Source organism: Paenibacillus sp. GYB004 (assembly GCF_036577605.1).
In the GTDB taxonomy this organism is placed as follows: Bacteria; Bacillota; Bacilli; order Paenibacillales; family NBRC-103111; genus Paenibacillus_AB; species Paenibacillus_AB oceani.
In genome coordinates this window covers 308,550-322,075 of the sequence record NZ_JARBDB010000052.1, presented here as the reverse complement: position 1 = coordinate 322,075, position 13,526 = coordinate 308,550, and the positions used below count along the sequence as shown (strand labels likewise).

The window sequence follows — 13,526 nt, the reverse complement described above, 5'->3', positions numbered from 1 at the left end:
CGAGGCTGGCGGTCGAGGCCGGCCGCGCTCCGCGACGCGGGTCCGCAATCGTCCGACCGCGGCGGCGGAGCCGGCTGCGGCCGATTGCGGACGGCGGCCGCGAGTCCAGGCCGCGAGCGGGCGGACAAGCCGCTCCCACGGCACGTGGAGGCGGCGGACCGCGATGTCCGCGAGCCAGACGAGCAGCGCCGCGATCAGCAGCGGCCGCGTCAGGTCGTGGACGCGCTTTTTCGGCACCGTAGCGGAAGCGAACGCCTCTTCCGGATTGTCCGGCGACAGCACCCGTCCGCCGGTCAGCTCCGCCAGACGTCTCAGCTTCTCCGCCCCGTCCTCCTGGCTGATCCGGTATTCCGGCGAATAGGGAATTACGAACCCGGTCGTCATGCCGGTCGCAGCGCCGGCCGTGCCCGCTTCCTCCCCGGCAGCCTCGATTTTGGTCAAATAAACGCCGGGCTTGGCGACATCCAGCAGCCCACTGTACTCCCCCGGCACGGTAGGCTCAAGGGCAACCTCCGTACGGTTCAGCTCCTCATCGGTAACGACCGCCTTCAGCTCGCCGGGGTAGCCGGTCCCGTCGCCTCCGCCGCTGCGGACGTCAAGCGTCACTTCATTTCCGTTCATCCGGCTCGTAAGCTCCAGCGGAGACGCGTCGAACTGCGGGAACGTCCACTTGACGATCCGGCTGAATACATCGGCGAACCGGTTCCACCGGGTCCAGTCTCCCGACCATTTGCCGGTCAGGTCGCTCGTCCAAGCGACGGTTTTGCCCGCCCCGTACTGCCAGCGCGCAAGCAGCGGGTCCGGCTCGGGGCTCATCAGCGCCACTTCCGCCGTCTCCTTCGGCGTCGTAGCGATATAAGCGTTCACCTGCGGCAGCCCTCCCGCAAACATCGGGTTCCATTCCGCCGCCTGGCCGACCGCGGGAACGAACGGCTGGTCAACGATATACGTGCGGGACATCAGCACCGCTTCCCTGCTGAAGATCGCGGGGACCGTCGTTTGGTCGTTCGTGAAATAATAACGCCCTTTGGCAAGCTGAGCGAGCCGCTCGAGCAGTTGTGTATCCGCTCCGTCCCCGATTGCGACCGACGACAAGGTAATGTCGTTTTTCACCATATGGTCGGCAAGTGCTTCATAGCTTTGGTTCGTGGCCGACTGGCCGTCGGTAAGCAGGATGATATGCTTGCGCTGGGCCTTTACGTCCACCAGCTTCTGATACGCCTGCTCCACGGCGGTATAGATTTCCGTCCCGCCGTCGGCCGTAATCGAGTTGACCTGCTCCGACACTTTCTTCGGATCTGTCAGCAGTTGCGGCTCGACGACCCACCAGGGAGTGGAATCGAAGGCGAGGACGCCGATCGTATCCTTCTCGCGCATGAGCTGAATCGTCCGGGTCGCGGCTTCCTGGGCCAGCTCCATCTTGCCACCGGACATGCTGCCCGACTTATCGATGACGAGCATCAGCGCCAGCGACGGGACTTCCCTTTTCCCCCGCAAATCCATATATACGGGAAGCGCACGCTCGACAGGCGTCTTGAAGTAACCGCCGAGTCCGAAGCTTTCGTCTCCCCCGGTCATCACAAGCCCTACGCCGTAATCGCGCACCGCCTGTTCGATCATGCTCATCTGGCTGTCCGACATCCGGGTGGCCGCTACGTTGGCGAGCACGATCGAGTCGTAGCCGGTATAGTCCGCCAGCTCGCGGGACAGCATCTCCGGCGTGATCAGGTCGTACGGAATCAGTCCGGAGTTTAGCACGCCTGTCATATTAGACGCCGCGCCGGCGGTTCCTTCCACCAGCAGTACTTTGGGAGGCCCCGACACGCGGCTGAACGCGTATGCGGCATTGTTCGCCGACACTTCGTCGCCGGCGGCGTACAGTTCCGCCCGGTACCGGTGCAATCCCTGTTCTTTCGCAAGGCCGCGCAGCGCGAACCGGTTCTGGCCTTTCTCCAGCGCCACCTGCTGGCTCGAGATTTCCCGGTTGTCTTCATAAATGCGCAGCTCTCCGGTCGTGGCGAACGAGCTCGATACGGCGACCTCGAGCGCGTACTGCTCGGCCTGATACAGCTTCTCCGGCAGCGTCAAGGAATCGACGGCCGCATCGCGGCGTTCCTTGGACGGAAGCGGCAGGACGTCGACCGGAATCCCTTTGTCCCTGAGCAGCTTCCCTTGCCTGAGCAAGTCCCCGACATTTTCTCTGCCGTCGGACATCAGCACGATTCTCGGCGACGCATCCGCCGGCATCAGCGTCTCCGCCAACTGGAGCGCCGCGTCAAGCCGCGTAAACTGCGAGTTCACTTTGCTGGTAAACGTAAACCGCTCGGCCCCTTCCGGGTCCGGACTTTTCTCGATGACCGCCTCCAGCCCCGCCGAGACGACTCCGGCCGAATCGTCGTCCGCTTTGGCTGCGGCGGATTGGCGAATCCACGACTCCAGGGACGCGGAATCGGTCATGCTGTCCGAACGGTCGGCTATGAATACGACCGCCTTGCGCTCGATCACGGCAAAGCTTTGCAGGCCGGAAAGCGACAAAATCAGCAGCAGCAGCACGAGGCTGCGCAGGCCGAAAGCGATCCGCTTGCGCCAGCCGGCCAGCCTGGACGTCGTCCTCCACATCCATACGAGGTAGGCAGCCGCCGGAATGAGAAGCAGCATATACAAAGCTGAATCAAACTGAAGTCCCACGCCGGTACACCCCCCATTCCCATACGACGACAACCAGTGCCAAAGCTATAATCCAGCGCCATAGCCAATACGGCGACTTCGAAGGCGCCCCCGCTTCCGCGCTGTCCTCTCCGGCTTCCCCGGCCGTACCGGACGATGGCTTGAATTCAAGCTCCGCTGCAGCCGTACCGGATTCGCGCGAATCCATCGTAACCCCGAGCCAGCGCATTTGCACCGTCTGCCCGGCTTCGTCCTTCTCCTCCAGGCGGTACAGCCCGGGCTGGTCCGGCACCGTTTGCAACGCCGCCAGACGCCCTGACGTCAGTTCCGCCTCGCCGGCGGTCCTGCCGCCTTCCGCATCGATCCATACCGCCGAGGACGAGCGGGGAGACATCGCGATTTCCTTGCGGTCTGCAGCTACCGCCCGGCCCAAGCTTCCGCCCTGCGAAGCGGTTAACCACTCCAGCGCATTGTGGACGAACACCGGGAACTCGGTTCTCAGCGGGAAATCGGACTGCTGCAGGGAAAATGCGATCAATAGCCGCGGCACGCCATTGTCCGTACCGGCGTACACAAGCGGCACTTCGCCGGCCGATACGACCGGCTTGCCCCATAACGCGTTCGAAGGCTGCCGGACGGAAGCCACGTGAGTGTCCTGGAATTTCAAATAACGGGTGACCGGGTGCTCAGCAATCGTGTAAGACCCCGCCGGCACGGAAGCCGGCTTGCCCTCATAGCCGGACCCTGCATACAGGACGGGTTTGCCGGCAAGCAGCTTTTTCCAGGCATCCGAGGCCAATGCGCCTTCCGGAACCGACTCCAACACGATGACGTCGGGAGCGGATTCCGGCTTTAACGTCGCAATCCACGCGTCTGCCCCTTCCGGCTGCAACTTCGTCACCTCGGCCCCGGCAAGCTGCAGCGCTTTTTCCAGAAACAGATTGCCGCTCCCGATCGCCAGTACCCGCTTGGGCCGTTCGCCGGCCAGAAAAGCGTAGGTCACGTTATCCGCCGCAAGGGCGTCGTTTTGTCCGATATCGAGCTTGTACCAGTCCGCCGGAGCAAGACCATCAAAGTACACGGACGTTTGTTTCCCCGGCTCCACCGTCACCCGGCGCATATCGGCCATTTCTTTGCCCGCATACACCGTTACATCGATCTGGGCGGGGGCCTGCCCCCAGTTTTTGACGGAAGCGACCGCCGTCGCCAGTCCGCCGGATTCCCGGCTGCTTTTGACTCCGAACTGCGTAACGCTCACATTGCCTCCGGCGGCCAAAGCCTCATCCTCCGGTTTCATTATGGTAACGGGCACCTCGAACGTCAGCCCGGTTACCGGTTCGGCGAACAACCCGTCCGTAAAAAGGCGGATTTCCGCATCCTTGCCGTCCCGCGTCAAGGCGGATGCGAGCGACATCGCTTCTTTGTACGCCGTCTTGCCGTAGGCGGGAGTGACCGCATCCAGTGCCGCTCTCACCTGATTCCGGTCCGTTTCACGCGACAACAGCACTTCGGCCTGTTCCCCCATGGCGATTAGGGTGATAGCGCTTCCCGAAGCGTCCCCGGCTGCCCATTCCATGACCGCCGTCTTTGCCCGGTCGAGCCGGCTCTCCTTCTTGCCGTCCGCCGAGACGATCGTCGACGTCATGCTTGCCGACCGGTCCAGCACGATGACGGCGTGTTCCTTCGCCGACCCTCCCGCCGCGATCCAGGGCTGCATCAGTGCCAGCACCAGCAGCGCCGCCATCAGCAGCTGGACGAACATCAGCAGCCGGTTGCGCAGCTTCTGCCACGGCCGGTTGGCCTCCATATCTTTCAATACGCGGTTCCATAACAGGTGGCTGGAAACGGGCGTATTCACATATTTGCGCTTGAACAAGTACAGCAGCACAATGGCGGGTAAAGACAAGCCGAACCATAAGCTCGGGACGGAATCGAAAAACATAGCCAAGCACCTCCTCGCACGGGCCTCCCGTCAGCCGCCGTAATTGAGTCAAATCCTTCATTGCAGGACGCCACTTGAGCGCATCGTACCCGCAATCCATTCCAATACCGGAACGTTCGTCGGAGCCAGCGCATACGTAATGCCTCGCTCGTGGCAATAGCCGCGAAGCGCTCCCGTATACGAATCCAGCGCTTCCTTATAAGCTTTCAGCACTTTGCCGGACATCGCCACCTCTTTGCCGGTTCCCGACTCGATATCGACCAGCCGCAAATCGCCGGTCAACTCCGGATGCAGCTCCTCCGGCGACAGCACTTGGACGACAACGACCTCCTGCCTGGCGGCAGCGAGCATGTTCAAAGTCTCGTAGACGCCCGATTCGTACAGAAAATCCGAGAACAGCCAGGTCATTCCAGGCTGGCGGGGCAGCGTTCCGGGCTGTCCGAGCGCCTTGAACAGATCGCCCGTCTGCTCCGCTTTCGCCTCCGACAAATATTGAAACAGCCTGCGTGCGGACGCTTTGCCGCGCATCACGGGAAGCGTCGACGACACCTGCTCGCCGAACAGTCCGGCGCCTACCCGGTCGTATCCGGCGAGCGCCATATACCCGATACTGGCAGCCAGTCTTTTGGCATAGTCCAGCTTGTTCGTTCCTTCGCTTCGCTCGCCTCCCGTATTCATCGAAGCCGACACATCGACCCACAACCGGACGATCAGCTCCTGCTCGTCGAGAAACAGCTTGACGAACGGCTTGCCGCTGCGCCCGTACACATTCCAGTCGATCTGCCGGATATCGTCCCCGGGAGCGTACAGCCGGTAATCGGCGAAGTCCAGCGAAGCGCCGGTCTGTCTGGACCTGCGCTTGCCCTGCATCGTGCCCCGGACTCTCGTCTTGGCGGTAATGGACATCCGCTCGAGCCGCAGCAGCGTCTCCGAATCTAGCGCCATATTCCTGCTCATCGGCGGCTCTCCATCGCGGCAAGCACGTCCTGCAAAATCCGGTCGGTCGTTATTCCCATCGCCTGGCCTTCGAAGTTAAGAAACACGCGGTGCCTCAAAGCCGGAATCGCCACTTGCTCGATATCGTGAAACGACACGTTCATCCGCCCTGCGCAGAACGCGCGGACTTTGGCCAGCGATACGATCGACTGAATGCCGCGCGGACCTGAGCCGAACTGAACGTAACGCTTTACCGATTCGGGAGCGTCTGCCTCCGCCGGATGCGTGCACATCAGCAGGTTGACCGCATAATCCAGAATGTTGTCCGCAACCAGAATCTGCTTGGCGGTTTGTTGAATGTGCACAATCGCTTCTCCGTCCGCCGCCTTCTCCGGTTGAATAGTCGTAGTCGAAGTAGTGCGGAGCACGATCTCCTTCAGTTCTTCCTTCGTCGGATAACTGACGACGATTTTGACCAGAAACCGGTCCAGTTGCGCTTCCGGCAGCGGGTAAGTCCCTTCGTTCTCGAGCGGATTTTGCGTCGCGAGCACAAAAAACGGTTTCGGCAAAGCGTGAGTTTCGGAGCCGACCGTTACCGTCTTCTCCTGCATCGCCTCCAGCAGCGCGCTTTGCGTCTTGGGCGTAGCCCGGTTGATTTCGTCCGCGAGCACGAGGTGTCCGAATATCGGCCCCTTCTGGAACCGGTACGTCGTCTCTCCCTGGCCTCCGAACTGGATCATCGTAGTTCCCGTTATGTCGGCCGGCATCAGATCCGGCGTAAATTGAATGCGCGAGAAGCTGAGGTCGACCGTATCCGCGATCGTCCGCACGAGCATCGTTTTACCGAGTCCGGGAATCCCCTCCAGAAGCGCATGCCCGCCTGCGAACAGACACCACAACAGCTGCTCGACAATCTCCTTCTGGCCGACGATGACACGCCCGATCTGCTCGCGGATCGCGGCGACGGTCGCTAGCTGCCGCTCCAGCTGTTCCTTTGTTTCGATCACAGGAGTTCCTCCTATCGTTATCGGTTCGGTTGTATTTCGGTAAAATAGTCGCGGACCAGCTGCTGAACCGTCTGCGGCAGCTCCGACCGGTTCAGCGAGCGCGTCGCTTCGGCTTCGTATTCGGAATACACTTCCTCGTACGGTCGGGATGCGCCGTCCATAGCGGGGGCCGATCCGTCCAGGGATACTTCCCCTCTGCCGTTAACCGGTCCGCTGTCCGTCTCGGTCGTACCGCCGCCCGTAGAGGTCCGGGGCGTATTGACCAAGCCGCGCGAGCCGTTGCCGACACCGCCGGCAAGACCGCCCGTGCCGCCTCCTCCCGATCCGGAGCCGCTTCCACTGCCACTACCGCTGCCAGAACCCGAGCCGCTTCCGCTCCCAGACCCGGAGCCGCTGCCGGAACCGGAACCCGAGCCTGCCCCGCTTCCGGAGCCTTGACCGGGTGTTTGTCCGGTCCCGGTTCCGGTGCCGCCGCCTGCGCCGCTGCCCGGCTGGCTGCCGGCTCCCGGCGGGACCGCTCCGGGCGAAGCGGCCGAAGCCAGCCCGGACGCCAACCCGTTCGCGCCCCAAGCCGCCGGCAGTGCCACGCCTTGCGCCGCCAACTGGCCGGCGGCTTGCAGGCCGGCCTGCGCGAGCTGGCCGCTCAACTGCCCGGCCTGCGCAGCGAGCTGGAGCTGGGCAAGCTGGCCCGCGATCGATTGGGCGAGCGCCTCCTGAAGCGCCTGAAGCGCTTCCTCGCTAAGCCCTCCGTTTGGCTGGGCCGACGCCAGGCCGCTTGCTTCGCTTGCAAGCCGGTTCAGCGCATCTTTCAACTGCTGCTCCGCTTCCTTGTCCGCAGACACGGCCGATTCGGCCAGCTTCTCAAGCGCTTTGGCGAGCTCCTGCTTTTGCTCCGGGGTCATCCGGGCCGCTTCCTGACGAAGCCCTTCCAGCGCCGAGTTCACTCCTTCGCGATTCAACCCCGACAAGTTGCGGCCGAGCTCCTTCAACGCCGGATTCGCTTCCCACTGCTTGGCCCACAGCTCGGCCTGCTTCTGTTCCTTGACCCACTGCTCCTCCTGCTCCTTGAGCTTTTTCATCGCTTCTTCCATTTCGTTAAGCGCCTGCACGGGCGTCTCGCTGTTTTTCAGTCCTTGCTCCAACGCCTGCAGCTCTTTATCAAGCTTCTGCAATTCGAGCGGAGGCAGCTTTTGCGACTTTAGCTCCTCCCGTTTTTCCTCAGTTTTGTCAGCCTGTTCCTCGATCCACTGCTTGGCTTCCTGCTTCTGTTTCACTTTCTCGTCCATCGCATTGGGCCACAGAAGCAGGAAGACAAGTGCGGCAGCCATCCCGGCGAGCGTGCCCAGCTTTTTCGGATCGAGCGGGACTGGCAGCCGCTTCGGCGCTTCCCTCCGAAACGACTCCGCATACCGGATCGCCTCGTCCCGCTGCATCTTCGCAATCGGGGAATCGGCTTCCAAATGGGCAAGCGCCGTGCCGACGCGTTCTTCCAAGCCTCCGCTGCGATCCATCTCCCGGGCGGCGTCCCGCTCATCCGGCTTCCGGAACATCCCCGCAACGACTCCGGCTAATGCCCCGGCCGCAACCAGCATCAGCGCGAGCAGCCGGTAATGCCCGATCGGAAACCATCGGCCCGCTGCCGCTAACGCTACCGCCGCCGCCGCTCCTCCGATCAGTCCGAGCTGGATGAGCCGGACCATCCGCAGGGCGATCAGACGTCTTCGTATTGCCGCTATGTGGCGCCGCAAAGTTTCCGTCGGCATGATGAGGCCTCCTCTCATATTCGGCTCCCGGCGTTACACCGTCTGCTTTTTCATTTTCGGCCGTAAGAAACGGATCGCCAGCAGTACTGCTACAATAGAAATCACGATATGAATCGGAACGAAGATATGCCAAAGCTCGATCCCTTTCCAGCCGCCTCTGAAAAACTCATCCGAAAATCCGGGTTCGAATATGCTGATCATCGCCGCCAGCGGGTTAATGCCGATTAATAATCCGGAAACCTCTCTCGCCTGATTATTCGTGACACCCATGATAAAGATCGCCGCCAAGCCGGTAAATACGTACAGAAACAATCCGACCCCATATGTGACGATCAGCGAAACGACCGTTTTCTTCAGCACCGTCGAGAACAAGACGCCGATGGAGCCCAGCGCCACCATGACGAGGATATAAAAACCGAACACGGCAAGCAGCTGCGTAGGGGAAATGCCCCCGAACAAAAACACGATACTGTACACCGGCAATGTAGCGAAAACGATCAAAAACATAAAGCTGAGCGAAGAAAACAGTTTGCTTAAAATAATCGTCGCCGAGCTTTGCTGCGTCGTCAGCAAAATATTCAGCGTCTGCTTTTCCCGCTCGCCGCTAATGACGCCGGCCGTCAAGCCTGGCGCCATAAAACAGACCAGTACAAGCTGTGCGCCGCTCAAAAAGTAAAACAGCATCCGGCTCGATTCCGGGCTGAAACCGCGCGAGCCGCGGCTGTGCATCTCGAGATAAATATATCCGAGCGCCAGCAGGCCGATCACGACCAGATAGGCGAGAAGCGCAAGAGGCGATCGGATCGTCCGCATCCGAAGGCGGAATTCCTTCTCCAGCACCGGGTTGATCCACTTTTGTTTCCAGGTCATGCCCGCACCCCTTTCGTAATCTCCAGGAAGACGTCTTCCAGATCCGTCTGCGCTTCATGGAACGACAATACCTTATATCCGCCTGCGACGAGCAGTTTTAGCAGTTCCCACTGTTCTTCGTCTCGTCCGCCGAAGTGGACCCGGATGCCCAGTTCGTCTTGCAGTACGAGCGTTACGAGCGGCAAATCTTTCAGGAAAGCCACGGCTTCCGCTTCCTTCTCCAATATCCGGAGATGCAGCACCCGGTTGGCGCGCATGCGCTGCTGAATGTCGTTCACTTTCCCCTTTGCCAGCAGCGTGCCGTTTTCGATGACGCCGATCTCGTCCACCATCTCCGCCAGCTCCGGCAAAATATGCGACGAAATAATAATCGTTTTGCCCATCGACTTGAGCTCTTTCAAAATTTCCCGCATTTCGATTCGCGCTCTCGGGTCGAGGCCCGATGCCGGCTCGTCGAGTATCAGCAGCTCCGGATCGTGCACGAGGCAGCGCGCCAGACAAAGCCGCTGTTTCATGCCGCGGGATAAGGAATCGACGTAAAAGTCCGCTTTCTCGCTCAAATTGACCAGTTCCAGCAACTGGGGGATCAGCTTAAGCCGTTCCGTGCGGGGAATGCCGTAACTGGCCCCGTAAAAATCTAAATACTCGGTCGTTTTGAAATTATCGTACACTCCGAAAAAGTCGGGCATATACCCGATCAGCTTCCGGACTTCTTTCGGATATTCGGTTACCTCGTACCCGCCCACTTTGGCTGATCCCGACGTCGGAATGAGCAGCGTAGCCAGAATGGACATCGTCGTCGACTTTCCGGCTCCGTTCGGACCGACGAATCCGAATACCGTTCCTTTGTCAATCGTCATATCGAGCCGGTTAAGCGCCGTGAATTGTCCGTATGTTTTCGTGAGCTCGCGAATCTCGATCATGGCAACACTACCCCTTCCACACCGATCGTCGGATACGTGAACCGGCCGCCGTTTTGACTGTTCGTTACTTGCAGGCGCAGCTCGTTAGCAGCGGTCAGCACTTGCTTCACACGGGCGGCGTCCAGCTCGCTCGGATTGCCGTTTAATGCTTCCCACGACTGGCTGCTTTCGTTCCACAGCTCCACGGTAAACTGCTGCTGAACCTGCATCGCCAGCGTTATTTTCTCAAACTTCCAGTTGGAACGGGAAGGTATGCGGTAGACGAGCTTAAAGTCGCCCTTGCCTACATCGATCCCGCCGTTATTGTAAGTGCTCATATGTGCAACGTTGCTGGACTCTACAAAAGGAACGACAACGCCGCGCGGGATGAAAATGCGGTCGCCCTGGACGTAGTCCAGCTTGAGCGGCTGGGCGTACAGATCGATCCGCTCCGACTGCACATCCTTGCCGTCGATCTTGAACAACGCGCTGGCCGATTTGGAGAACGCGACGATCATCGGCTCCGAAGACAGGGCGCTCTGCATACCGCTCGCATAGCTGCGCGAGAAGCTGTTCAGAAGCGAGCGTTCCCGCTCCCATACGTCCTGATTGCCGGCGTACGGGAATACGATATGTCCCCAGTCGGAGTACATCATGGACGATATGTTGGTCGTTCCGACCTGAAACGGCTTCTTCTCGCCCGGCTTCATGTCGCCGATCCGGATCCACTGCCCTCCGATGAAGATGCCGGCTTCGTACATCTCGGATTTCGTATTGTTGACGATCTCGCCTTTGGCGCCGGAGGCGTCGAGCCGGATCGTGTAGTCGAACTGTCCCGCATCTGCTACCGTTTCCGGCGAGCCGAACACTTTGCGCACCGACCAGAACGGAACGTTTTTGAACGCCGCCACTGTTTTTTCGGGCTCGGATCGAATGATCATATCGGCATTACCGGACTGCAGGGAGCTCCCGTCGTTCACCATAAACGGAGATATACTGCGCTTGCCGGCCCACTCCAGCTCGTAGCTGCCGCCGCTCGGCACGAATACCGACGAAGCTGCGGTCCGGGTTGCCTCCCCTTTCCCGGAGAGGATGTTCATTCCCAGCGTTTGAGCCAGCGTCGAGCCGCGGCCGGATGCGCCGATCGCATAGATCGAGACGCTGGTTACGATCGCTACGATCGGGATTGCGAACCAGGCCCATTCGCGGCGGTCCACTCTTTTTAGAATTATATACAGCGCCGGTCCCACGACGATGGCGTATACCAAAAATAGCAGTGCAAGGATTCCGTATGCGGGAGGAATCAGCTGCGGGAATACTTCCAGGGCGTTGTTCAGCTCCCACATACCGTCCATACGCACCGATTTACCGCTGTTATCCATAACCAGAACATCCGATAAGATCCGTTCCCAGATCGCCGGATTGCCGTTCCAGGACGCCAGCGGCTCCATCGACAAGTCGTAACCGATATAAGTGACCGAGCCTTGTCCGACAGGGGCTTCCACGACAAGCGGAATCCCTTTCTCGGCGTATAACGTCTCGCCCGATTTTACCGCTGCAGCCGATACCGTAACCGGACCTTTCAGGTCCAGCTCCCGGCCGGTCGCCTGAACGAACGAGCCGAGCTCCGCAACCGAGGCGGTACCGGAAACCGTTACCGGCGCGATCGCGCCGAAAGGAGAGGCCGTCTTCGCATAGCCGGCGCCGCCCGCGAGTATGAGCTTGCCGCCGCGCTCGACCCATGCTTCAATGTCCTTCACCTGCTCGGGCTTCAGCCTGTCCGTTTCCGCATCGTTGAAGGCAATTACATCGAGACCGTCCAGCATCGTGGCTTCCCAAGGAAAATCGTCCGTAGAAAGCAGCGTCGTCTGTACTTGATACCCCTTCTGGTTCAGCAGGGACAAGAAGTTAAGCGTATCCGGATCGCGGGCCATCACGCCCGCCATAAGCGTTTCCGGAGATAAAGGCTTCGTGATGATCGATACGTCGTCGTGGGAGAACGGGATCACCTTGCCCTTATCGGCCCCCTTCTCATAAAAGGCGACGACGTTGTTTCGCTCGTTCAGTTGTTTGCCGGGCAGAGCAAACCAGACGATCTTCGTGCTTTGTTTCGGCAGATCCACATGTTCGGCATACACGATCCCTTTGCCGCCGTTCACGTCGCCCGTCATCCGAACCGTCAGATCGCCGGAGACGTCGTCACCCGGATTCGTTACGGTCATCTTAACCGGAAACCATTTTCCGTCCTTCATTTTCCCGTCAAAGCCGTGCTCGATCACGATATCGAGCGGCAATCGCTCCGCACTCGCCTTCCCGCTTCCCCACAGGGCGAGATTGGCTGCGATCAGCGTCAAGACCAGGAGGAAAAACACCCATCCGGTCCGCTTCGTCCGCAGGTTGCTCCGAATACTCACATTCGAACCCCTCTCCATGTTCCGATTCTACTCCTTACTTTCTTCATTATAGACGAACCTTGCGTCAAAAGGTTACAAGTGCGGAAATCGGACATTTCCGCCGTTATTCGGGCATTTCCGCATACCAAAAAGCCCCCGAGAAGCTCGGGAGCGAGGCTCGCTGCCATAGGCAAACAAACGTCAACTTCAACATTACGCCGGCTTGCCCGGACTGTGTCTTTTCCACAGCGCTCCGATCAGCAGGACGATCAGCGTCGTAGCGACGGGAATCGCCCAGTGAGCCGTGGGGTTATGATGAAGCAAATATTGCTGCATCTTGCCGTCACTAATAAACATCTCCCCGGATGTAAAACCGAGAATGCCGGCCCCCGCGTAGATGAAGATCGGATAACGCTGCAGCAGCACGACGACCAGGTTGCTGCCCCATACGATAATCGGGATACTCAGTCCGATCCCGAGGATAATAACCGACAAATTTCCTTGCGCTTTAGCCGCAATCGCCAGCACGTTGTCCAAACTCATGACGAAGTCGGCCACGATAATGGTCCATATGGCTTTGCCGAGCGAAGACGCTTCTTTTACCGTAGCATGGCTTTCGTCGTCCGCCAGCAGCTTGATCGCAATCCATAACAGGAGCAAAGAACCGGCCGCCTGGATAAAAGGAATGGACAGCAGGAACACCGCCGCAACCGTCAGAACGAGCCGAAGCCCGATCGCCCCGAACGCTCCCCACCATATCGCCTGCTTCCGCTGATGCAGCGGCAAGTTTTTGCTCGCCAGCGCGATGACGACGGCGTTATCTCCGCTCAGCACGATATTGATCAGCAAAATTTGCAAAAATAACAACAGCCATTCCAGCATCGTACACCCTCCCGACCCTAGTCTCTTACGAAACTCGTCCCTTATTCGTTAACGTATGCATCCTGTTGCCCTTTCTAGTACAGCTCCGCGCAGCAAATGGAGCGAAAGAACGGGAAAAGGGCCCCGTGCCCGGGAGCCCTGCATATGGCGCGTGTAGTGGCATT

Annotated in this window: 9 protein-coding genes; all 9 read right to left on the bottom strand. The window is 59.8% G+C overall.

The features are described 5' to 3' along the window. Positions 1-2,688, bottom strand: a 2,688-nt coding sequence (locus tag PV433_RS22900) for a VWA domain-containing protein (protein ID WP_332074350.1), incomplete at its 3' end; no start/stop codon positions are given. Continuing rightward, positions 2,672-4,609 (bottom strand): VWA domain-containing protein, encoded by a 1,938-nt coding sequence (locus PV433_RS22895; protein WP_332074349.1) that lies wholly within the window; start codon positions 4,607-4,609, stop codon positions 2,672-2,674. The genes PV433_RS22900 and PV433_RS22895, both read right to left, overlap by 17 nt. Before the next feature lie 57 nt (positions 4,610-4,666). Then, positions 4,667-5,566, bottom strand: coding sequence for a DUF58 domain-containing protein (locus PV433_RS22890; protein WP_332074348.1), 900 nt, complete (start codon positions 5,564-5,566; stop codon positions 4,667-4,669). Beyond that, positions 5,563-6,552, bottom strand: a complete 990-nt coding sequence (locus PV433_RS22885; RefSeq protein ID WP_332074347.1) for an AAA family ATPase — start codon at positions 6,550-6,552, stop codon at positions 5,563-5,565. The genes PV433_RS22890 and PV433_RS22885 overlap by 4 nt, the downstream gene beginning before the upstream one ends. 17 nt (positions 6,553-6,569) lie before the next feature. Next, positions 6,570-8,315 carry a phage tail tape measure protein gene (locus tag PV433_RS22880; RefSeq protein ID WP_332074346.1) on the bottom strand — a complete coding sequence of 582 codons (1,746 nt, stop codon included), beginning with the start codon at positions 8,313-8,315 and terminating at the stop codon, positions 6,570-6,572. A gap of 33 nt (positions 8,316-8,348) precedes the next feature. Further along, positions 8,349-9,185: an ABC transporter permease gene (locus PV433_RS22875; protein WP_332074345.1), complete on the bottom strand. Its 837-nt coding sequence runs from the start codon at positions 9,183-9,185 to the stop codon at positions 8,349-8,351. After that, the gene (locus PV433_RS22870) at positions 9,182-10,108 is read right to left on the bottom strand and encodes an ABC transporter ATP-binding protein (RefSeq protein ID WP_332074344.1); all 927 of its coding nucleotides are present in this window, start codon (positions 10,106-10,108) and stop codon (positions 9,182-9,184) included. Before PV433_RS22870 ends, PV433_RS22875 begins: the two co-directional genes overlap by 4 nt. Next, the gene (locus tag PV433_RS22865) at positions 10,105-12,501 is read right to left on the bottom strand and encodes a DUF7408 domain-containing protein (protein WP_332074343.1); all 2,397 of its coding nucleotides are present in this window, start codon (positions 12,499-12,501) and stop codon (positions 10,105-10,107) included. The genes PV433_RS22870 and PV433_RS22865 overlap by 4 nt, the downstream gene beginning before the upstream one ends. Before the next feature lie 192 nt (positions 12,502-12,693). After that, a complete protein-coding gene (locus PV433_RS22860; protein WP_332074342.1) occupies positions 12,694-13,362 on the bottom strand; it encodes a TerC family protein in 669 nt (222 codons plus the stop codon). Positions 13,363-13,526: the final 164 nt, after the last annotated feature.